Annotated in this window: 33 protein-coding genes; 25 read left to right on the forward strand and 8 right to left on the reverse strand. The window is 67.0% G+C overall.

Translation table 11 applies throughout. The features are described from left to right. Positions 1-93: 93 nt before the first annotated feature. The 7 genes from gcvA to BSP_RS14300 all read left to right on the forward strand — a co-directional run bounded on the left by gcvA (position 94) and on the right by BSP_RS14300 (position 5,012). On the forward strand, positions 94-1,023 hold the full coding sequence (gcvA, locus tag BSP_RS14270; RefSeq protein WP_152950769.1) for a transcriptional regulator GcvA: 930 nt from the start codon (positions 94-96) through the stop codon (positions 1,021-1,023). A 50-nt stretch (positions 1,024-1,073) separates the two neighbouring features. Beyond that, on the forward strand, positions 1,074-2,375 hold the full coding sequence (gene purB / locus BSP_RS14275) for an adenylosuccinate lyase (RefSeq protein ID WP_152950770.1): 1,302 nt from the start codon (positions 1,074-1,076) through the stop codon (positions 2,373-2,375). Between the two features lie 43 nt (positions 2,376-2,418). Beyond that, positions 2,419-2,664 (forward strand): type II toxin-antitoxin system Phd/YefM family antitoxin, encoded by a 246-nt coding sequence (locus BSP_RS14280; RefSeq protein ID WP_152950771.1) that lies wholly within the window; start codon positions 2,419-2,421, stop codon positions 2,662-2,664. Next, positions 2,654-2,938, forward strand: a complete 285-nt coding sequence (locus BSP_RS14285) for a type II toxin-antitoxin system RelE/ParE family toxin (protein WP_152950772.1) — start codon at positions 2,654-2,656, stop codon at positions 2,936-2,938. Before BSP_RS14280 ends, BSP_RS14285 begins: the two co-directional genes overlap by 11 nt. Continuing rightward, entirely contained in the window at positions 2,935-3,438 is a 504-nt protein-coding gene (locus tag BSP_RS14290) for a DNA-deoxyinosine glycosylase (RefSeq protein ID WP_152950773.1), read from the forward strand. Before BSP_RS14285 ends, BSP_RS14290 begins: the two co-directional genes overlap by 4 nt. Continuing rightward, positions 3,438-4,280 carry a formyltetrahydrofolate deformylase gene (purU, locus tag BSP_RS14295; RefSeq protein WP_152950774.1) on the forward strand — a complete coding sequence of 281 codons (843 nt, stop codon included), beginning with the start codon at positions 3,438-3,440 and terminating at the stop codon, positions 4,278-4,280. The genes BSP_RS14290 and purU overlap by 1 nt, the downstream gene beginning before the upstream one ends. A gap of 126 nt (positions 4,281-4,406) precedes the next feature. Then, positions 4,407-5,012 (forward strand): fasciclin domain-containing protein, encoded by a 606-nt coding sequence (locus BSP_RS14300; protein ID WP_227975973.1) that lies wholly within the window; start codon positions 4,407-4,409, stop codon positions 5,010-5,012. Positions 5,013-5,193: 181 nt separating this feature from the next. On the opposite strand, the gene BSP_RS14305 is transcribed toward BSP_RS14300, so the two are convergent. Continuing rightward, positions 5,194-5,517: a DUF1476 domain-containing protein gene (locus tag BSP_RS14305; RefSeq protein ID WP_054767022.1), complete on the reverse strand. Its 324-nt coding sequence runs from the start codon at positions 5,515-5,517 to the stop codon at positions 5,194-5,196. A 277-nt stretch (positions 5,518-5,794) separates the two neighbouring features. On the opposite strand from BSP_RS14305, the gene purC reads away from it, so the two are divergent. The 9 genes from purC (at position 5,795) to BSP_RS14350 (ending at position 11,007) form a co-directional block, all read left to right on the forward strand. Further along, positions 5,795-6,553 carry a phosphoribosylaminoimidazolesuccinocarboxamide synthase gene (gene purC, locus BSP_RS14310; protein WP_054766400.1) on the forward strand — a complete coding sequence of 253 codons (759 nt, stop codon included), beginning with the start codon at positions 5,795-5,797 and terminating at the stop codon, positions 6,551-6,553. Next, positions 6,553-6,756 carry a hypothetical protein gene (locus BSP_RS14315; protein WP_152950775.1) on the forward strand — a complete coding sequence of 68 codons (204 nt, stop codon included), beginning with the start codon at positions 6,553-6,555 and terminating at the stop codon, positions 6,754-6,756. The genes purC and BSP_RS14315 overlap by 1 nt, the downstream gene beginning before the upstream one ends. After that, positions 6,756-7,040, forward strand: a complete 285-nt coding sequence (locus tag BSP_RS14320; protein WP_054766402.1) for a hypothetical protein — start codon at positions 6,756-6,758, stop codon at positions 7,038-7,040. The genes BSP_RS14315 and BSP_RS14320 overlap by 1 nt, the downstream gene beginning before the upstream one ends. Next, entirely contained in the window at positions 7,040-7,276 is a 237-nt protein-coding gene (gene purS / locus BSP_RS14325) for a phosphoribosylformylglycinamidine synthase subunit PurS (protein WP_152950776.1), read from the forward strand. The genes BSP_RS14320 and purS overlap by 1 nt, the downstream gene beginning before the upstream one ends. Before the next feature lie 96 nt (positions 7,277-7,372). Then, entirely contained in the window at positions 7,373-7,852 is a 480-nt protein-coding gene (locus tag BSP_RS14330; protein WP_054766404.1) for a YbhB/YbcL family Raf kinase inhibitor-like protein, read from the forward strand. 81 nt (positions 7,853-7,933) lie between these two features. Next, positions 7,934-9,205: an MFS transporter gene (locus BSP_RS14335; protein WP_227975974.1), complete on the forward strand. Its 1,272-nt coding sequence runs from the start codon at positions 7,934-7,936 to the stop codon at positions 9,203-9,205. A 25-nt stretch (positions 9,206-9,230) separates the two neighbouring features. After that, the gene (locus tag BSP_RS14340) at positions 9,231-9,461 is read left to right on the forward strand and encodes a hypothetical protein (RefSeq protein ID WP_054766405.1); all 231 of its coding nucleotides are present in this window, start codon (positions 9,231-9,233) and stop codon (positions 9,459-9,461) included. Positions 9,462-9,494: 33 nt separating this feature from the next. Further along, complete coding sequence (purQ, locus tag BSP_RS14345; protein WP_054766406.1) at positions 9,495-10,157, forward strand: phosphoribosylformylglycinamidine synthase subunit PurQ; 663 nt, start codon at positions 9,495-9,497, stop codon at positions 10,155-10,157. A gap of 31 nt (positions 10,158-10,188) precedes the next feature. After that, positions 10,189-11,007 carry a hypothetical protein gene (locus BSP_RS14350; RefSeq protein WP_227975975.1) on the forward strand — a complete coding sequence of 273 codons (819 nt, stop codon included), beginning with the start codon at positions 10,189-10,191 and terminating at the stop codon, positions 11,005-11,007. Positions 11,008-11,322: 315 nt separating this feature from the next. Here the strand turns inward: BSP_RS14350 and BSP_RS14355 are convergent, their stop codons facing one another. Both BSP_RS14355 and BSP_RS14360 read right to left on the reverse strand, forming a co-directional pair. After that, a complete protein-coding gene (locus BSP_RS14355) occupies positions 11,323-11,556 on the reverse strand; it encodes a hypothetical protein (protein WP_054766407.1) in 234 nt (77 codons plus the stop codon). Positions 11,557-11,798: 242 nt separating this feature from the next. Beyond that, the gene (locus tag BSP_RS14360; RefSeq protein WP_152950778.1) at positions 11,799-12,230 is read right to left on the reverse strand and encodes a hypothetical protein; all 432 of its coding nucleotides are present in this window, start codon (positions 12,228-12,230) and stop codon (positions 11,799-11,801) included. Between the two features lie 116 nt (positions 12,231-12,346). Between BSP_RS14360 and BSP_RS14365 the strand changes: the two genes are divergently transcribed. Then, positions 12,347-13,144 (forward strand): hypothetical protein, encoded by a 798-nt coding sequence (locus BSP_RS14365; protein ID WP_152950779.1) that lies wholly within the window; start codon positions 12,347-12,349, stop codon positions 13,142-13,144. Here the strand turns inward: BSP_RS14365 and BSP_RS14370 are convergent. Continuing rightward, on the reverse strand, positions 13,141-13,386 hold the full coding sequence (locus BSP_RS14370) for a Tat pathway signal protein (protein WP_152950780.1): 246 nt from the start codon (positions 13,384-13,386) through the stop codon (positions 13,141-13,143). The two genes, BSP_RS14365 and BSP_RS14370, sit on opposite strands and share 4 nt — an antisense overlap. Further along, the gene (locus tag BSP_RS14375) at positions 13,386-13,532 is read right to left on the reverse strand and encodes a hypothetical protein (RefSeq protein WP_152950781.1); all 147 of its coding nucleotides are present in this window, start codon (positions 13,530-13,532) and stop codon (positions 13,386-13,388) included. The genes BSP_RS14370 and BSP_RS14375 overlap by 1 nt, the downstream gene beginning before the upstream one ends. A gap of 179 nt (positions 13,533-13,711) precedes the next feature. On the opposite strand from BSP_RS14375, the gene purL reads away from it, so the two are divergent. From purL to BSP_RS14415, 8 genes are all read left to right on the forward strand, one after another. Further along, a complete protein-coding gene (gene purL / locus BSP_RS14380; RefSeq protein ID WP_152950782.1) occupies positions 13,712-15,922 on the forward strand; it encodes a phosphoribosylformylglycinamidine synthase subunit PurL in 2,211 nt (736 codons plus the stop codon). A gap of 4 nt (positions 15,923-15,926) precedes the next feature. After that, positions 15,927-16,136, forward strand: a complete 210-nt coding sequence (locus tag BSP_RS16660) for a DUF4160 domain-containing protein (RefSeq protein ID WP_224764394.1) — start codon at positions 15,927-15,929, stop codon at positions 16,134-16,136. A gap of 15 nt (positions 16,137-16,151) precedes the next feature. After that, the gene (locus BSP_RS14390; RefSeq protein WP_152950783.1) at positions 16,152-16,409 is read left to right on the forward strand and encodes a DUF2442 domain-containing protein; all 258 of its coding nucleotides are present in this window, start codon (positions 16,152-16,154) and stop codon (positions 16,407-16,409) included. Positions 16,410-16,514: 105 nt separating this feature from the next. Further along, positions 16,515-17,900, forward strand: a complete 1,386-nt coding sequence (locus BSP_RS14395; RefSeq protein ID WP_227975976.1) for a cytochrome P450 — start codon at positions 16,515-16,517, stop codon at positions 17,898-17,900. Positions 17,901-18,071: 171 nt separating this feature from the next. Then, a complete protein-coding gene (locus BSP_RS14400) occupies positions 18,072-19,079 on the forward strand; it encodes a glycosyltransferase family 4 protein (RefSeq protein ID WP_227975977.1) in 1,008 nt (335 codons plus the stop codon). Between the two features lie 67 nt (positions 19,080-19,146). Beyond that, positions 19,147-20,712 carry an alkaline phosphatase gene (locus tag BSP_RS14405; protein WP_152950786.1) on the forward strand — a complete coding sequence of 522 codons (1,566 nt, stop codon included), beginning with the start codon at positions 19,147-19,149 and terminating at the stop codon, positions 20,710-20,712. A gap of 58 nt (positions 20,713-20,770) precedes the next feature. Beyond that, positions 20,771-21,127, forward strand: coding sequence for a type II toxin-antitoxin system RelE/ParE family toxin (locus BSP_RS14410; RefSeq protein ID WP_054766417.1), 357 nt, complete (start codon positions 20,771-20,773; stop codon positions 21,125-21,127). A 1-nt stretch (position 21,128) separates the two neighbouring features. Continuing rightward, positions 21,129-21,449, forward strand: a complete 321-nt coding sequence (locus BSP_RS14415) for an XRE family transcriptional regulator (protein WP_054766418.1) — start codon at positions 21,129-21,131, stop codon at positions 21,447-21,449. Between the two features lie 49 nt (positions 21,450-21,498). Here BSP_RS14415 and BSP_RS14420 read toward each other — a convergent pair whose 3' ends face one another. Genes BSP_RS14420 through vapB form a run of 3 tightly spaced genes read right to left on the reverse strand, consistent with a single transcriptional unit; the run spans position 21,499 to position 22,993 of the window. Further along, positions 21,499-22,320, reverse strand: a complete 822-nt coding sequence (locus BSP_RS14420; RefSeq protein ID WP_054766419.1) for a TIGR00282 family metallophosphoesterase — start codon at positions 22,318-22,320, stop codon at positions 21,499-21,501. Next, positions 22,317-22,751 carry a PIN domain-containing protein gene (locus BSP_RS14425; RefSeq protein WP_054766420.1) on the reverse strand — a complete coding sequence of 145 codons (435 nt, stop codon included), beginning with the start codon at positions 22,749-22,751 and terminating at the stop codon, positions 22,317-22,319. Before BSP_RS14425 ends, BSP_RS14420 begins: the two co-directional genes overlap by 4 nt. After that, complete coding sequence (gene vapB, locus BSP_RS14430) at positions 22,751-22,993, reverse strand: type II toxin-antitoxin system VapB family antitoxin (RefSeq protein ID WP_054766421.1); 243 nt, start codon at positions 22,991-22,993, stop codon at positions 22,751-22,753. The genes BSP_RS14425 and vapB overlap by 1 nt, the downstream gene beginning before the upstream one ends. Between the last annotated feature and the right edge of the window lie 18 nt (positions 22,994-23,011).

The following is a 23,011-nucleotide window of genomic DNA, read 5'->3' on the forward strand; positions in this document are numbered from 1 at the left end:
AGGAGGACGGCGGCGGAGCCCGAACCATCGGCCTCCCCGTCCAGACCCGCAAACCAGATTGCCTTTGGCACGCTGATAGGATTTCTAACGGCGATGGCCCGTTCCCTGCTCCCGCTCAACGCCCTGCGCGCGTTCGAGGCCGCCGCGCGTCACCTGAACTTCTCGCGCGCCGCCGACGAACTGGCGGTGACGCCCGGCGCCGTCAGCCAGCAGATCCGCCTGCTGGAGGACATTGTCGGCGGCCCCCTGTTCGTGCGCGAGGCGCGCGGTCTCCAGCTGACCGACCTCGGCCGATCCTCGGTCCCCCTGCTGCGCGAGGGGTTCGAGCGGCTGATGGACGCCTCGGCCCTGCTGCGCGAGCCGCCGCGCCGCAAACAGGTGTCGATCAGCATCGCCCCCGGCTTCGCCTCCAAATGGCTGATGCCGCGCATGGACGACTTCCACGCCGCCCATCCCGAGATCGAGCTTTGGATCTCGGCCGACATGGAGACTGCCGACCTGACCGAGGGCAAGGTCGATCTCGCCGTCCGCTACGGCCCCGGCGACTACCCCGGCCTGACCGTGGACCGGCTGATGACCGAGACGGTCCTGCCCGTCTGCGCCCCGTCTCTGATGAACGGCGAACATCCGATCCGCAAACCCGCCGATCTGATGCGCCACACCCTGCTGCACGACATGTCCAACGACGGCGACCCCAGCCGCCCCGACTGGGCCATGTGGCTGAAGGCGCGCGGCGTGCGCCACCCCGACCCGCGCCGGGGCTCGCGCTTCAACCAGTCCAGCCTGCTGATCGAGGCCGCCGCTTCCGGCCGCGGCGTCGCCCTGGCCAAACGCACCCTGGCCCAGGCCGACCTGGCCTCGGGCCGTCTGGTCGCCCCCTTCCCCGACGGCTCGGAAGCGGTCGGCTTCGCCTATTACGTCGTCCAGCCCCGCGACCGCCCGCCCTCGCCCAGCGCCACCGCCTTCGTCGCCTGGCTGAAGCGGCAGGCCGTCGATCACGACAATACGATGGGACAGCTTTAGAGCACCGCAAACCTTGACTCCGACGGCGGCCGGACCGACACGACCGCCCCATGATCACGCGCTATTCCCGCCCCGACGCCGCCGCCATCTGGTCGCAAGAGACCAAGTACAAGATCTGGTTCGAGATCGAGGCCCATGCGGCGACCAAGATGGCCGAACTGGGCGTCATCCCCCAGCAGGCCGCCGACGCCATCTGGGCCAAGGGCAAGGACGCGACCTTTGACGCCGACCGCATCGACGAGATCGAGCGCACCACCAAACACGACGTCATCGCCTTCCTGACCCACGTCGCCGAGATCGTCGGCGAAGAGGCGCGTTTCCTGCACCAGGGCATGACCTCGTCGGACGTGCTGGACACCTGTTTCGCGGTCCAGCTGGCCCGGTCGTCGGACCTGCTGATCGAAGGCGTCGATCGCGTCCTGGCCGCGCTGGAAACCCGCGCCAAGGAGCATAAGTACACCCCGACCGTCGGCCGCAGCCACGGCATCCACGCCGAGCCCGTGACCTTCGGCCTGAAGCTCGCCGGCTATCACGCCGAGTTCCAGCGCGCCAAACGCCGCCTGATCACGGCCAAGGAAGAGATCGCCACCTGCGCCATTTCCGGCGCCGTCGGCACCTTCGCCAATGTCGACCCCGCCGTCGAAGCCTATGTGGCCGAACAGATGGGGCTCCAGGTCGAGCCGGTCTCGACCCAGGTCATCCCGCGCGACCGCCACGCCGCCTTCTTCGCCGCCCTGGGCGTGGTCGCCTCTTCGGTCGAGCGTCTGGCGGTCGAGATCCGCCACCTGCAACGCACCGAGGTGCTGGAGGCCGAGGAATTCTTCGACAAGGGTCAGAAGGGCTCGTCGGCCATGCCGCACAAGCGCAACCCCATCCTGACCGAAAACCTGACCGGCCTGGCCCGTCTGGTCCGCTCAGCCGTGACCCCGGCGATGGAAAACGTCGCCCTGTGGCACGAGCGGGACATCAGCCATTCCTCGGTCGAACGCGGCATCGGTCCCGACGCCACCATCCATCTTGACTTCGCCCTGCAACGCCTGGCCGGCGTGATCGAGCGGCTGAACATCTATCCCGAGAACATGCAGAAGAACCTCGACCGCCTGGGCGGTCTGGTGCACTCGCAACGGGTCATGCTGGCCCTGACCCAGGCCGGCGTCTCGCGCGAGGCGGCCTATGCCGCCGTGCAGGAGAACGCCATGAAGGTCTGGCGCGGCGAGGGCGCCTTCCTGGACTTCCTCAAGGCCGACGACCGCGTCACCCTGCCCCACGACCAGCTCGAGGCCCTGTTCGACCTCGGCTATCACACCAAGAATGTGGACGTGGTGTTCAGGCGGGTGTTCGGCGAGGGGTGATCTTCAGTATTGAAAATTGTACCGATTTTCGTACTCTATCACCATGCAACGCGTCGAAGCCTCTGTCGCGGTCAGCGTCTCTGACCTGAAGAAGAGCCCCAGCGCCGTCATGGACGACGCGGCGGGCCAGACCGTGGCCGTGCTGAATCATAATCGGGTCATGGCCTATATGGTCCCCGCCGCCGTCTATGAGGCGATGGTCGAACGCCTGGATGATCTGGCCTTGATCGAGACTGTCCGCCAGCGGCAGGACGAGACGCCGGTGCGCGTCTCGCTCGATGCCCTTTGATCTTCAGTTCCTCCCCTCCGCGCTGAAGGAGTGGGAGAAGCTGGGCGCGCCGGTCCGGGTCCAGTTCAAGGAAAAGCTGGCCGAACGACTGGAGAGTCCGCGTGTTCCGAAGGATGCGCTTCACGGGATGCGCGATCACTACAAGATCAAGCTGCGCTACGCCGGATATCGGCTGGTCTATCGGGTCGAGGACGCAATCATAACGGTGACCGTCGTCGCGGTGGGCAGACGCGACCGCAGCCAGGTGTATCGGGACGCGGCGCGTCGGGAATGACCAAGAGCCAGTTCCCCCCCGTCGTCGATGCGAACACCCGCCTGCTGATCCTCGGCAGCCTGCCCGGCGACGCCTCGCTGAAGGCGGCGCAATATTACGCCCACCCGCGCAACGGCTTCTGGCCTTTGATCGGCGGCGTGCTGGACGAACCCCTGGCCGCCCTGCCCTACCCCGACCGCCTGGAGCGGTTGAAGGCGCGCGGCGTCGGCCTGTGGGACGTGATCGCCTCGGCCCAGCGATCCGGCAGTCTGGACGCGGCGATCAGGTCGCCCGAGGCCGCCGATCTGCGCGGTCTGATCCAGGACCTCCCCGAACTGCGCGCCGTCGCCTTCAACGGCGGTCTGGCGGCCAAGCTGGGCAGGCGGATCCTGGCCGACCTCGCCGGCCTCGCCCTGGTCGACCTGCCGTCATCCAGCCCGGCCCATGCAATATCCTTGTCGGCAAAGGCGGAAAACTGGGCCATACTCGGAAAGTTTCTCCCGGATAAGCCCGCCGCCTGATGATCCTGACCCTTTCCTGCCCCGACCGCCACGGCATAGTGGCGGCCGTGTCCGCCTTCCTGCTGGAGCGGGACGCCAACATCTCCGACGCCCAGCAGTTCGGCGACGCCGCCAGCGCCACCTTCTTCATGCGTGTGGTGTTCGAACCGCGCCAAGGCGACGACCCGGCCGCGATCCGCGCCGCCTTCGCCCCTCTGGCTGGGCGATTCGACATGGACTGGACCCTGAGGGGGCCGGAACCGCGCAAGGTGATGATTCTGACTTCGCGCTTCGACCACTGTCTGGCGGACCTGCTGTACCGCTGGCGTATCGACGAACTGCCCATGGATGTGACGGCGGTCGTCTCCAACCATCCGCGCGAGATGATCGGCCATGTCGATCTGGGCGACCTGCCCTTCCATCACCTGCCCGTCAGCGCCGCCGACAAGCCGGCCCAGGAGGCCCAGCTTCTGCGTCTGATCGAGGAGACCGGCACGGAACTGGTCGTTCTGGCGCGCTACATGCAGATTCTGTCCGACGATCTCAGCGCGCGACTGGCGGGCCGCTGCATCAACATCCACCACTCCTTCCTGCCCGGTTTCAAGGGCGCCCGCCCCTATCACCAGGCCCATGCGCGCGGGGTGAAGGTGATCGGCGCCACGGCCCACTATGTCACCGCCGACCTGGATGAAGGTCCGATCATCGAACAGGACGTGGAGCGAATCAGCCACCGCGACACGCCCGAAGATTTGATCAGAAAAGGCCGCGACATCGAGCGCCGCGTCCTGGCCCGCGCAGTCCGTCGGCACCTGGAAGACCGGGTTTTGCTGCATGGCGCCAAGACGGTCGTCTTCGAGGACTAACGGCCAAGCTGCGTCCTCTTGTCACGCCGCAGGCATCCTTTACCCGCCTCAAGCCGTAACCTTTCCGTCAACGCCGCAGTGCGGACCAACAGGGAAGGAACAACCATGCCAAATCTTCGGACACTTATGCTCGTCGCCGCCTCCGGCGGCGCCTTGATGGCGCTCGGCGCTTGCAACAACAACGAGACCGCCCCGGCCGAATCGACGGCCATGGCGCCGGCGGAAGGGACCGCCATGGCGCCTATGGCGGCCGAACCCATGGTCGGCGGCGCCGCCATGAGCTCGAACGAGACCATCGTCGCCAACGCCTCCAAGGCCTCGAACCTGTCGACCCTGGTCGCCGCCGTTCAGGCCGCCGGCCTGGTCGAAACCCTGCAAGGCCCCGGCCCCTTCACCGTCTTCGCCCCCGACAACGCCGCCTTCGACAAGATTCCCGAAGCCACCCGCACCGCCTTGATGCAGCCTGACATGAAGGCCGATCTGACCAAGATCCTGACCTATCACGTCGTCGCCGGGCGTCTGACGGCCGCCGACATCGCCGCCCAGGCCCAGGCGAACGGCGGAACCGCGACCCTGAAGACCGTTCAGGGCGAGGAACTGAAGGTTTCGGCGGGCCCGAACGATACCTGGGTCATCACCGACGCCAAGGGCGGAAAGTCCACCATCACCCAGGCGGACGTGGCTCAATCGAACGGCATGGTCCATGTCGTAGATACGGTTCTGATGCCGTAAAAATATTTACGATCCGCCCGGAACCGGCGGAAACCAAATCCCGCCCCCCGTGTTCTTAGGGGGCGCGAGACGCACAGTAAGCCGGGTGAGACATCCCCCAACGTCCCCGGCAAAAAGAAAGGGCCGCACTTTCCCCCGGGTGCGGCCCTTTCGACGTCTGAAGGCCCGAAGGCCGAAAGTCCTATTCGCCGGCGCGAATCTGTTCGCGGGCGATCGAGGCCAGTTCGTCGATCTTGGAGCGGATTTCGCCCTCCGAGACCGTCAGGCCCGAGGCCTTGAAGTCGCCGGCGACCTTGCGGAACACGTCTTCGTCGCCCGGCTGCTCCATGTCGGCGCGCACGATGGCGGCGGCGTACTGGTCCGCGCTGTCGGCCGACAGGCCCATCTTCTCGGCCGCCCATAGGCCCAGCATCTTGTTGCGCCGGGCGATGGCCTTGAATTCCTGCTCCTGATCGAGGGCGAACTTGGCCTCAAAGCCCTTTTCCCGATCGTCGAACGTCGTCATGTCGCTCAGCAAGCTCCGCACACCCCTGACCTCGGGGCAAGCGCCGTCTATAGCCCGCCCGCGCCCGAACGCAACATGGCTTGCATAGACCTTGGTCCTGTTGCGGCGTCGCACGCGGCGTTCATTTGTGTCGAGGGCCGCCTTCCGCTAAGGAGACGCCGAACGAGATTGACTGCCCGAACGATTCCAAAACGCGCCGCCAGGACCGGGTCTTCCCTTTCCACCATGGCCGCGCGATTTTTGTTTCTGGAGGGCGCCCGTAAGCCGGGACCGGAATATGAACAGCAAACGCAAGAAGATCTACGAGGGCAAGGCCAAGATCCTGTACGAAGGGCCCGAGCCCGGCACCCTGATCCAGTACTTCAAGGACGACGCCACCGCCTTCAACGCCCAGAAGAAGGCCGTTCTCGAAGGCAAGGGCGTGGTCAACAACCAGATCAGCGAATTCATCATGTCGCGCCTGAACGGCATCGGCGTGACCAATCACTTCATCAAACGCCTGAACCTGCGCGAGCAGCTGATCCGCGAAGTCGAGATCATTCCGCTGGAAGTCGTCTGCCGCAACATCGTCGCCGGCTCCATGAGCCAGCGCCTGGGCATCGAGGAAGGCACGCCCCTGCCACGCTCGATCATCGAATTCTACTACAAGAAGGATGAGCTCAACGACCCGATGGTCACCGAAGAGCACATCACCGCCTTCAACTGGGCCTCGACCCAGGAACTGGACGACATCCTGGCGATGACGGTTCGGGTCAACGACTATCTGTCGGGCCTGTTCAGCGCGGTCGGAATCACCCTGGTCGATTTCAAGATCGAGTTCGGCCGAATCTGGGAGAACGACTTTAGCCGCGTCATCCTGGCCGACGAGATCAGCCCCGATTCCTGCCGCCTGTGGGACTCCTCGACCGGCGAGAAGATGGACAAGGACCGCTTCCGCCGCGACCTGGGCAACGTCATCGAAAGCTACACCGAAGTCGCGCGTCGCCTGGGCATCATGAAGGGCATGCCGACGGTGATTCAGGGCGGGCTGCACTGATGATTGACGTAGCGGAAGAGGGCGGCGAGTTCCGACGGTCCATTGACCTGGCCGGAACCAGCCGCTTTCGCCGCATCGCGGGCGTCGGGCCGGTCTATGAAGTGACCGCCATTGTCGGGGACCTCATCAGGGCCTGTCTAATCGACAGCGACGAAGCCTTCGACTATCCGCTGGCCGACGCCGAAAACGACCCCCTGGCCTGATGTTCGCCATTTCCTTCGATCTGGACCTCAACGAGACGACCGCTATCCATCCCGCCGGGGTGAGGCAGGCGTATCGCGAGATCGAACGGACCCTGAAACGCTATGATTTCCACCGCGTCCAACAGAGCGTCTATCTCACTGAAATCCCGGACCTCGCTAATCTGACTCTGGCCATGACCGCCCTCAAGGCTCTGCCCTGGTTCCCCCAATGCGTGAAGGACGTTCGCGGCTTCCGCGTCGAGAACTGGTCCGACTTCACTCCCTTCATGAAAGGCAACGGCTGATGGCCAAAATCAAGGTTCACGTCTTCCTCAAGACCGGCGTGCTGGACGTCCAGGGCAAGGCCGTTGAAGGCGCCCTTCAGGGTCTGGGCTGGTCGGGCGTATCGAACGCCCGCGTCGGCAAGCTGATCGAGTTCGACCTCGACGGCGTCGAGGATCCGCAAGGCGAGGCCAAGAAGATGTGCGAGCAGCTGCTCGCCAATACGGTGATCGAAGGCTACCGTATCGAGGCGGCTTGAAGCATTCGGCCTCTTCCGCGCGAAGGTGCGGAAGAGGCGCTTGCATCCATACAGCGGACTCCTAGTTAAGCTAACGGCTTGAACGACGGAGCACCTATGCCCTTCACCCTCACCTCCACCGACATTCAGGACGGCGGCGTCCTGCCCGACGCCCAGGTTCACGCCAAGGGCAACACCTCGCCCCACCTCGCCTGGTCGGGCGCGCCGGAGGGGACGAAGAGCTACGCCGTCACCTGCTATGATCCCGACGCCCCCACCGGCTCCGGCTTCTGGCACTGGACGGTCGCGAACATCCCGGCCGATGTGACCGAACTGGCGACCGGCGCCGGCTCGCCCGGCGGTCAGTTGCCGACCAGCGCCGTCCAGGGCCGCACCGACTACGGCAAGGCCGGCTTCGGCGGCGCCGCCCCGCCGCCCGGCCACGGCCCGCACCGCTATGTCTTCACCGTCTTCGCCGTGGACGTGGAGCGGCTGGACGTCACCGCCGACGATTCCGGCGCGGTGTTCGGCTTCAACCTGCATTTCCACACCCTGGCCAAGGCCTCGATCACCGCGACCTATGAGAACCTGGGCTGAGCCCGCCCCTCGGCGGCCGCGCCGCAACCTTATGTGATCGACGATCATTTCTGGCGGGTTGAAGCCCGCGAGGGGCCCCCTATGTTGCAGCGCAACACCCCTCCGTTCTCGCCCCAGGATTTTCGCATGGCCGTCTCCGGCGCCGTGGCCGACACTGACGTCGCCGTAAGACCCATGGCTGCGGGCCGTGTGGCCCTGGTTCTGATCGCCCTGGCCATGGGCGGTTTCGCCATCGGTGTGACCGAGTTCGCGGCCATGAGCATCCTGCCGGACTTCGCCGCCGGCCTGGGCGTCGACGCCCCGACGGCGGGCCATGTGATCAGCGCCTATGCGGCCGGCGTGGTGGTCGGGGCGCCCATCCTGGCGGTGCTGGGCGCGCGCAGCCCCCGCTGGCTGCTGCTTATCGGCTTCATGGCCCTGTTCGCCGTCGGCAACGGCCTGTCGGCCATGGCGCCCACCTATGAATGGATGTTGGTCTTCCGCTTCCTCAGCGGCGTGCCGCACGGCGCCTATTTCGGCGTGGCGGCCCTGGTCGCCGCCTCCATCGTGCCGCTTCACCTGCGCACCCGCGCCGTCTCGACCATTCTGATGGGGCTGACGGTCGCCACCGTCATCGGCGTCCCCTTCGCCAATCTGGTCAGCCACGCCTTCGGCTGGCGCTGGACCTTCGCCATCGTCAGCGTCCTGGCCGTGATCACCATGGGGTTGGTCGCCCTGTTCGCCCCGCGCGACCCGGCCCATGCCGACGCCAGCCCCTTGCGCGAACTGGGCGCCCTGAAGCGCAGCCAGGTCTGGCTGACGCTCGGCGTCGGCGCGATCGGCTTCGGCGGCATGTTCTGCGTCTACGCCTATCTGGCCTCGACGCTTCAGGCGGTGACCGGCGTGGGGCCGGAGATCCTGCCTTGGGTCTTCGCCGTCTTCGGCGTCGGCATGTTCCTGGGCAATATCCTGGGGGCCTGGGCGGCCGACCGGATCGGCTTTCCGGCGGCGGGCGGCCTGCTGCTGTGGAGCGCCGCCGCCCTGGCCCTCTATCCCTTCGCCGCACCGCACCTGTGGGCCGTCATGGTCGTGGTCTTTCTGATCGGCGGCGGCGGCGGCCTGGGCTCGGTGCTTCAGACCCGTCTGATGGACGTCGCCGGCGACGCCCAGACCCTGGCTGCGGCCTTGAACCACTCGGCCTTCAACACCGCCAACGCGCTGGGCCCGCTTCTCGGCGGTCTGGCCATCGCCGCCGGCTACGGCTGGACCTCGACCGGCTGGGTCGGCATGGGCCTGTCCCTGGGCGGGTTTGCAATCTTCGTGATCGCCTGGTTGGCGGGGCGCAAACGTGCTGCGTCCGAGCGTTTGGCGTAACCACAGTTTATGGTAGTATGGGCGTATGGCGGACGTCACCAATGACCTCATCTACGAAGTGCTGAAGTCGATGCAGACGCGCCTGGATCGGATCGACGGCAACATCGCCGACGTGAAGGGCGAACTTCAGGCCATGCGCCTCCACCTCAACGGCCTGAACCAAGACGTCTCCAACCTCTATCAGATCGTTGATCGTCAGGACGCCCGTCTCGGCCGGATCGAGACCCGCCTCGGACTTCTTGAACCCGCGCACTGACATTTGCTGAAAACGGTGCTAGAGGCCCGCGCCATGAGCGCAGCCGTCATCGTCTTCCCCGGTTCCAACTGTGATCGCGACTGCAAGGTCGCCGTCGAACGCTCCACCGGCGAGCCCGTCTCGATGGTCTGGCACGCCGAGACCGAACTGCCCCAGGGCCTGGACCTGATCGTCATTCCCGGCGGCTTCTCCTACGGCGACTATCTGCGCTGCGGCGCCATGGCGGCCCAGTCGCCGGTGATGCAGGCCGTGAAGAAGGCGGCGGACGACGGCGTCGCCGTGGTCGGCATCTGCAACGGCTTCCAGATCCTGTGCGAGGCCGGCCTGCTGCCCGGCGCCCTCTTGCGCAACAAGGGCCTGAAATACGTCTGCAAGCCCATCGCCCTGACCGTCGCCAACGGCCAGACCCGCTTCACCGCCGGCTATCAGGGGCAGCGCGAAGTGGTCATGACCCAGGGCAACGGCGACGGAAACTTCTTCGCCGACGCCGAGACCCTGGCCCGGATCGAGGGCGAGGGCCAGGTGGTCTTCCGCTACGTCGACAACCCCAACGGCTCGGTCAACGACATCGCCGGCATCCAGAACGCCCGCGGCAATGTGCTCGGCATGATGCCCCACCCCGACCGCGCCTTCGAAGCCGAACTGGGCTCCGCCGACGGCGCGGTTCTGTTCCAAAGCATCTACGCGGCGGCTTGACGGCAATCATGCGTTGAGGCGGAGTGGGGTTATGAAAGCCTTCCTCCCCGCCCTCGCCGTTTCCGCCCTCTTGGCCGGCGCCGTCTCCGCGAAGGCGCAGGACGCGCCGCCGCCCCAAGAAGACTGGGTGTTGACCTCCATCCCCGAGCGTAAGGCTACCCTGGCCCTTGCTGAATTCACTTCGGGCGTCACCCTGGTCGCCCGATGCATCGACGGGGCCTACGACCTTTTCATCACCGGCCTGCCCGAGGCCCCCTTACGCGCCACGACGCGCGATCTTGGGCTTTCGGTCGGAGAAGATGCGGCTCTTAAAACCACCGTCTGGACCGTGGGAGAGGATCGCACGACGGCTTTCAGCCGTCTGCCGGCCATGGTGGCGCGCCAACTGGCGGAAGGCGGCGAACTCCAGATCGTCGCCCAAGGCCCCGACCACCGACGCTACCGCTTCATCATGGCCCTCAACCCGTCCAGCACCGCCCTTGAGCAGACCTTGACCGCCTGCGGTCGGCCTCTGATCGATCCCCGCGACAAGGACACGGAGGGCGACGGGCGAGAAACGCTTCCTGCGCTCGCGCGATGGGAAATCGTTCCCCGACCCCGGTTCCCGGCCCCTGTCGGCGGCCGATCGCCGACGGAGGGTTACGCCGTCCTGTCCTGCGGCGCTGAAAACGACGGTCGGCTGGTGAACTGCCAGATCGAAAGCGAATGGCCGCGCGGTTACGGCCTGGGGCGAGAAGCCTTGCGCTCGGTGGATCGGGCGCGGCTCCGCCTCAGCGACGAGGCTGCAAGCGCTGGAAGGCGTCTTGAAGACGGAATAATCGTCTTCTCCGTCAGCTTCAGGATGGATTGAGACTCACGGTCGCCAGCCCCCTTCGAAGGCTGGGACGTAGGAAAACCACGGTTCTCTCGCGCTCGTGACCCGTGATGATCGCGTTCTTGGCTAACCTGAAGGTGCATCAGCGTCTCGGGGGTGATCATGGCGACTATTCTCGATCCACCGCCCCCAGGCGGTGCTGGACGACCTCCAGCGGCTGAACGCCCTGGGACGCCGTGGCGTCCAAGACGGCCGGCGACAGTCTGCTGATGGCGACCTGGAACATCCGCGCCTTAGGCGTGAGAGAGGGCGGCGCCCGCGCGCCCCGCGTTCATCCTCGGCAAGGTGGGATCAGCCCGCGTCGTCCACGCCCTGAACCGCCAGGTTCTCATCCAAAGCATCGTCGCCGTCCTCGATCACCGAGACGCCGTTCTCGAGTTGGGGGTCTTCATCGGCGGTGTCGACGCCGCCTGGCTCGCGCTGGGCGGCCAGTTCGCGGGCGCCGACGCCCTGACCGTTTTCGATGGCGCGGTTGGCGGCGACTTCATCGGTTTCGAAATGCGGGGTTTCGGTCTGATCGGCCATGTCGCCTCTCCAGTTGGAACTGGACTGACAACCGGCCGCACGGCCGCCGGTTCCTGACGTCGGTGCAATTCTCAGATGGAACCCTCGGCGCTTCAACGGCTTGCAGAAGCCCCAACCCAAACGACCCGCCGCTGCGGCAAGCGGGCGTATGGTTCAGGGGGTCTTTGACGGAGTCGGCGCCGGTTTCGGACACATCGGACACATCGGACACATCGGACACATCGGACACATCGGACAGTGTTTTAGGGCGCGCTCCGCCGCGTCAAGGGCTCCAGACTGGCGCGGGACAGGGGCCGGAAGGTCAGGAACCGCCCCCCCACGCTCAAGGTCGCCTCATAGGCCTGGGGCCTTTGCAGCAGGGCGGGATCGTCCGCCGCCGCCGCCCGGCCGGAGGCGATCTCGCGCGCGTCCATCGGCGGGACGACCGGTCGCCCGTTGGCGTTCGCCAGGGCGGCCATGAAGCGCCGCACGGCCAGGGCCTGCTGCGACGGCGTCAGGGCCGCGCGCACCTCGGCCCAGGCCGCCTCGGCCGAGGCGTTCAGAACCAGCGCGGGCGCGGGCGCGGTCTGGGCCTGGGCCTGGGTCTGCGTCTGGCCCAGGGCCGGATCGCTGCCCCACGCCCCGAGAAACAGAACGGCCAAACCAGCGCAGGCGAAAAGGCGGAAACGGATCATCCGCCGACACCAGCATGGGCCGTCGCTCCGCCGCAAGCTTCACATTTTCAACCCAGGCCGGTGAACCTTCCGTCCTTGTGGGGCGTACAGAGCGCTGAACCGTGAAGTGGAACCCCATGTCTTCGATCCTTCGCCCCACGCCCGCCCAGCGCACCCGTCGCCTGGTCGTCCTGGCCGCCGCCGTCTTCGCCGTGGTCGTCCCCCTGGTTCAGAACCTGGCCGGGCTGGGCCTGACCCAAGCCGAGTTCGCCGCTGAAGGGAACCAGACCCTGCGGGTCGCCGGCTACGCCTTATCGATCTGGGGCCTGATCTATCTGGGGCTTCTGGCCTACGCCGTGCGTCAGGTCTTGCCCCAGACGGGCGAGAGCGTCCTGATCAACCGGATGGGCTGGCCCTCCGCCGTGGCCTTCTTCGGCCTGGGTCTCTGGATCATCGTGGCGGCCCTGAACCTGAAGGCGGCCAGCGTCGTCATCATCTTCGCCACCCTGATCGCCCTCTTGGCGCCGCTGCTGGCCGTGTCGGGCGAGGTGCGGCGGCTCGCCCGCTTCGATCGCGACCGGCTGCTGCTGGTCTGGCCCCTCGCCGCCCTGGCCGGCTGGCTGACGGTGGCGGCGCCGCTGAACCTGATCACCACCCTCACCGCCTTCGACGCCCTGCCCGCCGCCCTGTCGCCGACGGCATGGGCCGTGCTGGCCGTCGTCGCCACGACAGGGGTCGCCCTGGCGGTGACGGCGGCGCTGCGGACCCTGGCCTATCCCCTCCCGACGGCCTGGGGCCTCCTGGGCGCCTTCGTCGCGGAACAGGCGGAAAAGCCGGCGGTGGCCTTCACGGCCCTGGCCGGCGCCGTGATTCTGCTGGTCGGCGGCGTCCTTCTGGTGTTCCGCCTCAAGCCTGGGGTCGAACGCGCCGTCTAGGTCGAGGTCGAGGTCGAGGTCGAGGGCGGAACCGCCTCGCCCGCCCCCACGTCAAAGGCGCCCTCCTCGTCATAGCCGACGCTGCCGACGCCGGTCGCCTCTCCAGTCATCCGCTGGCGGCGGCTGGCCAGGGCCGCCTCCGGCGCCGCCGCGTCCATCTTCCGCGTCGTGTCGGGATCGCTGGACCGGTCCATCTGCTGGTGCTCGGCGGGGCTGGGCTTGGTCAGATCGTGGGAGGCCATCAGATGCCCTCCCCGTCTTCCTCGGTCTCCTCGACCTCCTTTTGCGCCTCTTCGGCCATGGCGGAGGCGCCGGCGTCGTCGGCGGCGATCTCGGCGCGGTCGTCCTCTTCCGGGGCGGCGGCAGGGTCGTTGGGGGTGTCGGTCATGCGGATGCTCCTTTGTCGCCAGGAGACAATGGCGCGGCGCCCGACCCGTTCCGTCCGTCCGTCCCTGGCTCAGATCACGGCCGCGACATCACAGGTCGGCGCCGAGTCTCAGGCCAGAACGCCCAAAATGCTGTCTGGAATGTAGCTTATCGGCCCGTCTGCCGTTAGAAGGCGCGGCCATGAGCGCTCCCCAGAAGACCATGGCCGAACTGGCCGCCGAATACGGCCTGGCCCCGAACGAATATCAGGTCGTCCTCGACCGGCTGGGCCGCGAGCCCAATCAGGTGGAACTGGGCGTCTTCTCGGTCATGTGGTCCGAGCACTGCTCCTACAAATCCTCCAAGATCCACCTGGGCAAGTTCCCCACCACCGGCGAGCGCGTCATCTGCGGTCCGGGCGAGAACGCGGGCGTGATCGACATCGACGACGGCGACGCCTGCATCTTCAAGATGGAGAGCCACAACCACCCCTCCTATATCGAACCCTATCAGGGCGCGGCGACGGGCGTGGGCGGCATCATGCGCGACGTCTTCACCATGGGCGCCCGCCCGGTGGCCCTGCTGAACGCCCTGCGCTTCGGCGATCCGTCGCATGAAAAGACCAAACGCCTGGTCAAGGGCGTGGTCTCCGGCATCGGCGGCTACGGCAACTGCGTCGGCGTGCCGACCGTGGCGGGCGAGACCAACTTCCACGCCGGCTACAACGGCAACATCCTGGTCAACGCCATGTGCGTCGGCCTGGCCAAGGCCGACAGCATCTTCTATTCGGCCGCCCCCTCGGCGGGCCTGTCGGTCGTCTATTTCGGCTCCAAGACCGGCCGCGACGGCATCCACGGCGCCACCATGTCCTCGGCCGAGTTCGACGATGAGTCGGAATCGAAACGCCCCACCGTCCAGGTTGGCGACCCCTTCGCCGAGAAGCTGCTGATCGAGGCGACGCTGGAGCTGATGGCCTCAGGCGCCGTCGCCGCCATCCAGGACATGGGCGCGGCCGGCCTGACCTCGTCCTCGGTCGAAATGGCCGGCAAGGGCGGCGTCGGCATCGAGCTGAACATGGACGCCGTGCCCCAGCGCGAAGAGGGCATGACCGCCTATGAGATGATGCTGTCGGAAAGCCAGGAGCGGATGCTGGCGGTCCTGAAGCCGGGCCGCGAGGAAGACGGCTATCGCATCTTCAAAAAGTGGGGCCTGGACGCCGCCGTGATCGGGATCACCACCGACACCGGCCGACTGGTGCTGAAGCATCACGGCGAAACGGTCTGCGACGTGCCGCTCGCCCCCCTGTTCGACGACGCCCCCCTGTACGACCGCCCGTGGGTCCAGCCCGCGCTTCAGCCGAAGCTGAACCACGCCGACATCCCAGCCCCCGAGAACTGGGCCGATGCGGTGATGAAGGTCGTCGCCTGCCCCGACATGGCCTCCAAGCGCTGGATCTGGGAACAGTACGACCGCCATGTCATGGCCGACACGCTTCAGGACTCGGCCACCGGCGCCGACGCCGGCGTGGTCCGCGTCCACGGCACCGACAAGGGCCTGGCCGTCACCTCGGACTGCACCCCCCGCTACGTCCAGAACGACCCCTACGAGGGCGGCAAACAGGCGGTGGCCGAGGCTTGGCGCAACCTGACCGCCGTCGGCTCGCGCCCCATCGCCATCACCGACAATCTGAACTTCGGCAACCCCCAGCGCCCCGAGATCATGGGCCAGATCGTCCGCGCCATCGACGGCATGGCCGAGGCCTGCCGCGAACTGTCCTTCCCCGTCGTCTCGGGCAATGTCAGCCTCTATAACGAGACCAACGGCGTCGCCATTCCGCCCACCCCGACCGTGGGCGCCGTGGGCCTGCTGCCCAACTATGACGTGGTGACGGGCTTCTCCGGCATGGCCGAGGGCGATGCGCTCGTCCTGATCGGCCAGACCGTCGGCGAACTGGGCGCGTCCCTCTATCTGCGCGAGGTGCTGGGCCGCGAGGACGGCGCCCCGCCGCCCGTCGATCTGAAGCTGGAGAAGAAGACCGGCGACTTCGTCCGCGACCTGATCGAGGCCGGCGACCTGACCGTGGTCCACGACCTGTCCGACGGCGGCCTGATCGGCGCCGCCGCCGATCTGGTTCTGGCCTCCGACGTCGGCGTGACCCTGGACGCCTCCAGCGCCGCCCACGCCCACATCTTCCTGTTCGGAGAGGACCAGGCCCGTTATCTGGTCGCCGTCCCCGACGCCGACCCCCTGATCGCCAAGGCCCAGGCCGCCGGCCTGCACGCCTCCGTCGTCGGCCACGCCGGTGGCGACGCCTTCGCCTCTCGCGGCGACAAGGGTGAACTGTTCAGCATCCCCGTCGCCCACCTGCGCGAGTGGCACGAGGGCTGGATGCCGGGCTGGCTGGAAGCCTGATCGAATGCCGGTCGTCTTCCGAAATCGTGGAAGACGGTTCCATTTCTATTCGGACGAGGGCTCGCCGCGCGAGCCCATCCACATCCATGTGTCCGAGCCAGGCAAGGAGGCCGAATTCTGGCTTTTCCCAGCCGTTCGCCTCGCGTTCAAAACGGGTATAGTGATCGCGAGATCAGGGAACTCATTCGCCTCGTCGAGGCGAACCGCGACCTGATAGAGCAACGTTGGAATGACTTCTTTACCCCCTAGTCCTGAGCGCGTGTGGTTCGATGAGCAGCGATTGTTCGTCGATCTGTCCGACGGGCGGCAGCTGGGGGTTCCCCTCGCCTGGTTCCCCCGCCTGCTCCACGCCACCCCCGAGCAGCGCGCCGCCGTCTGGCTGAGCCCCGCCGGCCTGCACTGGGACGAAATCGACGAGGACATCTCCGTCGAAGGCCTGATCGCCGGTCGCGGGGACATGACGCACCGACCGAACGCCGCAGCCTGAGCGATCGGCCCTAAGCCAGTCACACGTCGATACGCACTGTCGCACGGCGGCCCTTGTTCAGCCTCGACCGGACCCCAAGTCTAGGGCCTTACTGGAGGCATGGACATGACCCTGGCTGCCGACGCCGTCTTCCGCCCCGCCATTCCGCCCCGTCGCACGGGCGGCCCGCTGTCCCTGTTGCCCTTCCTGTGGATCAGCTGGCGCGATCCGATCCGCATGTGGTCCGAGCGGCATTTCACCGAGCCGCAGCTGTACGGAAACAGCGCCTTCGGCGAGATCCTGGTGGTCAGCCACCCCGAGGGCGTCCGCCACGTCCTGACCGAGAACGCGGCCAACTATGTGAAGGGCGACCTGCAACGCCGCGTCCTGGGCCCCATGCTGGCCGAGGGCCTGCTGCTGACCGAGGGCGACAAATGGCGCCGCGCCCGCCGCATCCTGGCCCCCCTGTTCACCCCCGCAAAAATGACCACCCTGAACGCCCGCATGGCCGAGGTATGTCAGGCGCGCGTCGCCGGCTGGTCCCTGTCTGCGCGCGGCCGGGTGCTGGACATCGATTCCGAAATGTCGGGTCTGACCTTCGACATCCTGTCGGCCACCATGTTCTCCGACGACCTGGGCGGCGAGGCCCGCGGCTTCGAACGCGCCCTGAATCAGTTCCTGGCCAACGGCGCCCGCATCGATCCGCTGGACGTGCTGGGCGCGCCGGACTGGGCGCCCCGTCTGGGTCGTCTGGCCAGTTTCGGTTCGGCCCGCTTCTTCGAACAGCGCGTCACCCGCTTGGTCGAGGCCCGCCGCGCCCGCATCGAGGCTGGGGACATGCCGCCCCAAGACCTGCTCAGCGCCCTGCTGCTGGCCCGCGACGAGAACGGCGGACCCGGCCTGTCTGACGAAGAAGTCGCCGCCAACATCCTGACCTTCATTCTGGCGGGGCATGAGACCACGGCCCGCGCCCTGGGCTGGACCCTGCACCTGCTGTCGCGCCAGCCTGAGTACATGGCCCGGCTCCAGGCCGAGGCCGACGCCTTCGACGTCTCCGATCCGCAATGGGCCGAGGCCCTGCCCTGGACCCGCGCCGTGCTGGACGAGACCATGCGCCTGTTCCCGCCCGCCCCGACCATGGCCCGCAAGGCCCTGGCCGACGACGAGATCGGCGGCCAGCCGATCAAGGCCGGCGCCACCGTCATCATCTCCCCGTGGATCCTGCAACGCCACAGCCTGCTGTGGGAAGACCCGGACGCCTTCAAGCCCGAACGCTTCCTGCCCCAGAACCGCAAGTCCATCGACCGCTATGCCTACATCCCCTTCAGCGCCGGTCCCCGCGTCTGCATCGGCGCCGCCTTCGCCATTCAGGAGGCGGTGATCGCCCTGGCCTCCATCCTGCGCGCCGCCGAGATCGAGCCGATCACGACGATCGAACCCCGCCCCGTGCACCAGATCACCCTGCGCAGTCGCGAACCGATGCGACTTCGGCTGCGGATGCGCCGAGGCTGAAGAATTCACGCGACGGAATTCGCCGCCCGGCGCGTTAAACACAGGTGTCGCCGACCGGGCGCCATTGTTCAGCTTGCCATCAGCTTCAGGACGACCGCGCTGCGAACCGCCATTCTGCTGCCGCCGGGTTCGCTCTTCTCCGAAGCGCGCCCCAACTCCATGGAGACGGTCGTGCGGACGCTCGCCCGCTGCGATCATGATCCAGACACCCGAATTCTCTGCCAGGAGGGCGCCCAGGACCACAACGCCTCCCGCGTGATCGCCCTTCCACGACGCAACACCCAACAGAGTCTGTTCGACGCCCTGCGCGCGCTTCAGCCGGAACTGATCGAACACCATCAGCAGGTGAAACAGGCCCTGGCCGTGTCGGCGCGTTTCCCCCAGGCGGTGCATGTCCTTTATCGACACAATGCATTGAAGCCCGCGCGCCGGTGGTTTGATCGGTGGCGCTACGCCTTGCGCTACAGCCGGATGGACGGCTTCATCTTCGTCAGCCAGGCGGAGAAGACGGCCTTCGCCCGGACCTATCCGCAGCTGGCCGATCGCGCCCACGCCGTGCCCAATCCCATCGACGCCGGCGCCTGGCTGGCGCCGCCCGAAGATCGCCAGCCGATCATCGCCTTCGCCGGACGGGCCATGCCGGAAAAGGGATTGGACGTCCTGTGCGCCGCCTTGCCGGCCGTGCTGGACAGCCACCCGAGCTGGCGCGCGGTCCTGATGTTGAACGACTGGGCCGCGCACGCGGACTGGGCCGCCCCGCACCTCACGCCGCTTCAGCGGTTTGGCCCCCGGGTCGCCGTCCTGCGGTCCGCCCCGCTGGACCAGGTGCGCGAACAGATGAAATCCGCCGCCATCGCCGTGACGCCCTCGACCTGGGACGAGCCCTTCGGTTTGACGGCGGTGGAAGCCCATGCGGCGGGCGCCGCCCTTATATCATCGGGGCGCGGCGGCCTTCGCGAAGCCAGCGGCGACCACGCCCACTATCTGGAGGCCGTGACCCCCCGGCATCTGGTCGCGGCGTTGGACGCCTTGATCCGGGAGCCGAACCGCCGCCTGGCCCTGGCCCGCGCGGCCCAGCACTATGTGCTCAAGACCCACACGCCCGAAAGGCGCGCCGCTGAACTGGCCCAGGTGCGCCGCCAGTTGGTCGAAAGCCGGAAACGCCGAGACGCGGCCTGACGCCCCCCGCAGTCGGAAGACCTGTCACATTGTAGGGATAAGGGCGACGAAAACTCAGGATGCGCCGATGACCCGCCTCGCTCTTTCCCGCCGTTCCATGCTTGCGGCTTTCGGCGGCGGCCTGGCCCTGTCGCCGACCGGCCCCGCCCTGGCCGAGGCCGTGTTCGATGTGAACCCCTTCCGGCTGGGCGTGACGGCGGGCGACCCGCTCCCGGACGGCTTCGTCATCTGGACGCGCCTGGCCCCCGACCCGCTCGCCTACGGTTCCGGCATGCCCAAGGCGCCCGTCGCCGTGAAGTGGGAGGTCGCCGCCGACCGTGGCTTCAACACCGTCGTCCGTTCCGGCGAGGCGATCGCCCGGCCCGAGCTGGGCCATTCCGTCCATGTCGAGGTCGAGGGGCTGGAGCCCGCCCGTCCCTATTTCTACCGCTTCCAGTGCGGGACCGAGCGCAGCGGCGTCGGCCGCGCCAAGACCGCCCCCCTGGCCGGCGCCTCCGTCTCGGCCGTCCGCTTCGGCGTCGCCGGCTGCCAAGACTATGAGCAGGGCTATTACACCGCTCACCGCAAGATGGCGGACGAGGAGCTGGATTTCATCTTCTGCTACGGCGACTACATCTATGAGGGCCGCGGCAATCCCATCTACCAGTCGGGCGCCGGTCCGCAGGACAACACCCGCGTCCACCTGGGCGGCGAGGTCTACAGCCTGGACGACTATCGCCGCCGCTATTCCCAGTACACCATGGACGCCGACCTTCAGGCCTCGCGCGCCTCGGCCGCCTGGTTCTGCACCTATGACGACCACGAGGTGGACAACAACTGGGTCGGCGACATTGATCAGGACGATACGCCGCCCGAAGTCTTCCTGCTGCGTCGCGCCGCCGCCATGCAGGCTTTCTACGAATTCATGCCGATGCGGAAGTCGGCCTTCCCGCGCGGCGCGGGCATGCAGGCCTATCGCCGGGGCCAGTACGGCGATCTGCTGGACGTCGCCTTCCTGGACACACGCCAGTATCGCACGGACCAGCCCTGCAGTGGCCGCTTCAACGCCGCCTGCCCCGGCATAGAAGCGACGACGGCTCAGGTTCTGGGCGACGCTCAGGAAGCTTGGCTGCTGACCAACCTCGACCGGTCCAAGGCCCGATGGAAGGCCCTGGCTCAACAGGTCATGATGATGGACCTGAACCGCAACACCTCCGGCGGCCAGGGGGTCAACACCGACAGCTGGGCCGGCTATCGTGTGCCGCGCAACCGGCTGCTGAGCCACATCCGCGACCGCCGCATCGACAATGTCGTGGTCCTGACCGGCGACGAGCATCAGAACTATGCGGGCGGTCTGTGGCTTGACGGCAGCCAGCCCGAGGGTGCCCCTATCGCCGTCGAATTCGTCGGCACCTCGATCAGCTCGCGCGGCGACGGATCGGACCGCGGCGCCGACTACGACCGGTTTATGGCCGTCAATCCCCAGCTGAAGTTCCGCAACTCCCAGCGCGGCTATGTGGTCTGTGAAGCCACGCCGACCGTCTGGACCACTCAATTCAAGGTTTTGGACAAGGTGTCGGACCGCTCGGGCGTGCTGACGACCCGCCAGACCTTCGCGATCGAGGCGGGATCGAACACGCTGACGCCGGCGTGATGACCTCACATAGGCTGGAGCCTATGGACAGGATATAGCCTCTCAGCTATATAGCGACATGCCATGGGCCGTCAGCAACCATGATGAGTTCGACCCAGAGTTCGACGCCCTCCCAGTCGAAGTCCAGGACGAGCTATTGGCGATGACGGCGCTGTTGGAAGTCTATGGGCCCCGGCTGGGCCGCCCCCATGCCGACACCCTGGCAGGGTCAAGGCACGCCAACATGAAGGAACTTCGGTTCAAGGCGGCCGACGGGGTCTGGCGGGTTGCGTTCGCATTTGATCCGGAGCGGCAGGCCATCCTGCTGGTCGCCGGCGACAAGGCAGGCGCGGCCCAGAAGCGATTCTACAAAGGCCTTATCGCCAAGGCGGACAGCCGGTTCACCAGCCACTTGAGGGCGTTGAAGGAGACATAAGATGGGTCGCACGCGCGAAGAGATCATGGCTGCGCTGCCGGAGGCCCGGCGGACGCGCATCGACGCCCGCGCCGCCGAACTCGTGGGCGAAGTGGAAGGCCTGAAGGCGTTGCGCGAGCTCGCCGAACGCAGCCAGGAGCAGATCGCCCAGGCGCTTGGAGTAAAGCAGCCTTCGGTGCTCAAGATGGAACGCCAGGCCGATCTCTACCTGTCCACTCTGCGCCGGTTCGTCGAGGCGGCCGGCGGCACCCTTGAACTGCGCGTCGAACTGCCCGGAAAGGGCGTCCTTCACCTCACGGGCATGGGCGACATCAGCCACTGAGATAGGATCCGCCTCGGCCAGGAGAGCGCGGCGACTTCTCCCGTGCGGATCAGAGAACCGGCACCGCCTGGCTCAGCCGCCCGCCGACCCGGATCGGCTCGACCCGCGTCGCCAGCCCCGTCCGGTCGTCCGTCTCCACGAAGACGCCGCACACGGTGGCCGGCCCGGACGCCGGCGTATAGCGCCCGCCCGAAATCCGGGTGGTGAAACGGCGCAGCGGCTCTTCCTTCTCGTTGCCTATCACGCTGTCATAGTCGCAGCAGCCGCCGGCGTCGGTCTGATAGGCCGTACCGCCGGGCAGGATCTGGCAGTCGGCGGTCGGGACGTGGGTATGGGTGCCGACCACCAGCGACGCTCGCCCGTCGCAGAAATGGCCCATGGCCATCTTCTCGCTGGTCGCCTCGCAGTGCATGTCGACGATCACCGCATCGGCCACGGCGCCCAGGGGCGCGGCCGCCAGCTCGCGCTCCACCGCCCCGAACGGATCGTCCATCGGGTCCATATGCACCCGGCCCAGCACGTTCATCACCAGGACGGTGCGGCCCGTGTCGGTCTCGAACAGATTGGCCCCGGCGCCCGGCGCATCCATCAGCCGCGGATAGTTGGCCGGCCGGATCAGGCGCGGCTCGCGCACGATATAGGTCAGGGCCTCGCGCTGGTCCCACGAGTGATTGCCCAGGGTCAGGCAGTCCGCCCCCGCCATGAACAGCTCACGCGCCGTATTCTCGGTAATGCCGAAGCCGCCCGCGGCGTTCTCGGCGTTCACCACCACGAAGTCCAGCTTCAGGTCGCGCTTCAGGCCCGGAAGATGATCGCTGATCCCGTCACGGCCGGACTTGCCGATAACGTCGCCGAAAAACGCCAGTCTCATTTGACGCCCGGCGCGTTCGGACCCGCAGGCCAGTCTTCGACCCGCAAGCCTTCGACGCGTTCGAACTCGCGCAGATTACCCGTCACCAGGATCAGACCCCGACTACGGGCGTGCCCCGCAATCAGAATGTCGTTTGAACCGATCAATTCGCCGCGCCTTTTCAAATTGGCCTTGATGTCGGCCGCGTGTTCGGCCGCCGCCGCATCGAAATCAAGCACGGTCATCCGCGCCAGCAGTCTTTTGGCCTGTTCTCGCCGCTGCCCGGGCCGATCCGATACGGCCGCGCCATACAGAAGCTCCATCGCCACAATGGTCGAAGCCGCAATGGAGTCGGCCGCATCGTTCAGCCGATCCGCCAGGGGCCCGTTCAAAAACGGCCTGTTTCTCAGAATTCGGACACAGACATTGGTGTCCAGGCTGTAGCGCAGCATCAGAATTCCACGACGGAATCGTCGATCGGATCTTCAGGCTCGCAGATATCTATGCCGGGCTCGGCCAGAAAATCGGTCCAGACCGCGTCCGCAGGCACCAGCAACAGGCTGCGCCCCTCCTGTATGACGCGCAACTCCTTCACGTCATCCGGAAAGGCCACGGCCTTGGGCAACCGCACCGCCTGCGAGCGATTGGACATGAAGATCGAAGCCTTCAGCGGCGCTTTCCACGGGGCGTTCATTTCGAAAGGATGGGCCGA

The sequence above is a fragment of the Brevundimonas sp. Bb-A genome, from assembly GCF_009394735.1.
GTDB classification, from domain to species: domain Bacteria; phylum Pseudomonadota; class Alphaproteobacteria; order Caulobacterales; family Caulobacteraceae; genus Brevundimonas; species Brevundimonas aurantiaca.

What these genes read in the sequence shown, in the direction of transcription:
- gcvA (WP_152950769.1), top strand. Translation starts at nt 94, where the DNA reads ATGGCCCGTTCCCTGCTCCCGCTCAACGCCCTGCGCGCGTTCGAGGCC.
- purB (WP_152950770.1), top strand. Translation starts at nt 1,074, where the DNA reads ATGATCACGCGCTATTCCCGCCCCGACGCCGCCGCCATCTGGTCGCAA.
- BSP_RS14280 (WP_152950771.1), top strand. Translation starts at nt 2,419, where the DNA reads ATGCAACGCGTCGAAGCCTCTGTCGCGGTCAGCGTCTCTGACCTGAAG.
- BSP_RS14285 (WP_152950772.1), top strand. Translation starts at nt 2,654, where the DNA reads ATGCCCTTTGATCTTCAGTTCCTCCCCTCCGCGCTGAAGGAGTGGGAG.
- BSP_RS14290 (WP_152950773.1), top strand. Translation starts at nt 2,935, where the DNA reads ATGACCAAGAGCCAGTTCCCCCCCGTCGTCGATGCGAACACCCGCCTG.
- purU (WP_152950774.1), top strand. Translation starts at nt 3,438, where the DNA reads ATGATCCTGACCCTTTCCTGCCCCGACCGCCACGGCATAGTGGCGGCC.
- BSP_RS14300 (WP_227975973.1), top strand. Translation starts at nt 4,407, where the DNA reads ATGCTCGTCGCCGCCTCCGGCGGCGCCTTGATGGCGCTCGGCGCTTGC.
- BSP_RS14305 (WP_054767022.1), bottom strand. Translation starts at nt 5,517, where the DNA reads ATGACGACGTTCGACGATCGGGAAAAGGGCTTTGAGGCCAAGTTCGCC.
- purC (WP_054766400.1), top strand. Translation starts at nt 5,795, where the DNA reads ATGAACAGCAAACGCAAGAAGATCTACGAGGGCAAGGCCAAGATCCTG.
- BSP_RS14315 (WP_152950775.1), top strand. Translation starts at nt 6,553, where the DNA reads ATGATTGACGTAGCGGAAGAGGGCGGCGAGTTCCGACGGTCCATTGAC.
- BSP_RS14320 (WP_054766402.1), top strand. Translation starts at nt 6,756, where the DNA reads ATGTTCGCCATTTCCTTCGATCTGGACCTCAACGAGACGACCGCTATC.
- purS (WP_152950776.1), top strand. Translation starts at nt 7,040, where the DNA reads ATGGCCAAAATCAAGGTTCACGTCTTCCTCAAGACCGGCGTGCTGGAC.
- BSP_RS14330 (WP_054766404.1), top strand. Translation starts at nt 7,373, where the DNA reads ATGCCCTTCACCCTCACCTCCACCGACATTCAGGACGGCGGCGTCCTG.
- BSP_RS14335 (WP_227975974.1), top strand. Translation starts at nt 7,934, where the DNA reads ATGTTGCAGCGCAACACCCCTCCGTTCTCGCCCCAGGATTTTCGCATG.
- BSP_RS14340 (WP_054766405.1), top strand. Translation starts at nt 9,231, where the DNA reads ATGGCGGACGTCACCAATGACCTCATCTACGAAGTGCTGAAGTCGATG.
- purQ (WP_054766406.1), top strand. Translation starts at nt 9,495, where the DNA reads ATGAGCGCAGCCGTCATCGTCTTCCCCGGTTCCAACTGTGATCGCGAC.
- BSP_RS14350 (WP_227975975.1), top strand. Translation starts at nt 10,189, where the DNA reads ATGAAAGCCTTCCTCCCCGCCCTCGCCGTTTCCGCCCTCTTGGCCGGC.
- BSP_RS14355 (WP_054766407.1), bottom strand. Translation starts at nt 11,556, where the DNA reads ATGGCCGATCAGACCGAAACCCCGCATTTCGAAACCGATGAAGTCGCC.
- BSP_RS14360 (WP_152950778.1), bottom strand. Translation starts at nt 12,230, where the DNA reads ATGATCCGTTTCCGCCTTTTCGCCTGCGCTGGTTTGGCCGTTCTGTTT.
- BSP_RS14365 (WP_152950779.1), top strand. Translation starts at nt 12,347, where the DNA reads ATGTCTTCGATCCTTCGCCCCACGCCCGCCCAGCGCACCCGTCGCCTG.
- BSP_RS14370 (WP_152950780.1), bottom strand. Translation starts at nt 13,386, where the DNA reads ATGGCCTCCCACGATCTGACCAAGCCCAGCCCCGCCGAGCACCAGCAG.
- BSP_RS14375 (WP_152950781.1), bottom strand. Translation starts at nt 13,532, where the DNA reads ATGACCGACACCCCCAACGACCCTGCCGCCGCCCCGGAAGAGGACGAC.
- purL (WP_152950782.1), top strand. Translation starts at nt 13,712, where the DNA reads ATGAGCGCTCCCCAGAAGACCATGGCCGAACTGGCCGCCGAATACGGC.
- BSP_RS16660 (WP_224764394.1), top strand. Translation starts at nt 15,927, where the DNA reads ATGCCGGTCGTCTTCCGAAATCGTGGAAGACGGTTCCATTTCTATTCG.
- BSP_RS14390 (WP_152950783.1), top strand. Translation starts at nt 16,152, where the DNA reads ATGACTTCTTTACCCCCTAGTCCTGAGCGCGTGTGGTTCGATGAGCAG.
- BSP_RS14395 (WP_227975976.1), top strand. Translation starts at nt 16,515, where the DNA reads ATGACCCTGGCTGCCGACGCCGTCTTCCGCCCCGCCATTCCGCCCCGT.
- BSP_RS14405 (WP_152950786.1), top strand. Translation starts at nt 19,147, where the DNA reads ATGACCCGCCTCGCTCTTTCCCGCCGTTCCATGCTTGCGGCTTTCGGC.
- BSP_RS14410 (WP_054766417.1), top strand. Translation starts at nt 20,771, where the DNA reads ATGCCATGGGCCGTCAGCAACCATGATGAGTTCGACCCAGAGTTCGAC.
- BSP_RS14415 (WP_054766418.1), top strand. Translation starts at nt 21,129, where the DNA reads ATGGGTCGCACGCGCGAAGAGATCATGGCTGCGCTGCCGGAGGCCCGG.
- BSP_RS14420 (WP_054766419.1), bottom strand. Translation starts at nt 22,320, where the DNA reads ATGAGACTGGCGTTTTTCGGCGACGTTATCGGCAAGTCCGGCCGTGAC.
- BSP_RS14425 (WP_054766420.1), bottom strand. Translation starts at nt 22,751, where the DNA reads ATGCTGCGCTACAGCCTGGACACCAATGTCTGTGTCCGAATTCTGAGA.
- vapB (WP_054766421.1), bottom strand. Translation starts at nt 22,993, where the DNA reads ATGAACGCCCCGTGGAAAGCGCCGCTGAAGGCTTCGATCTTCATGTCC.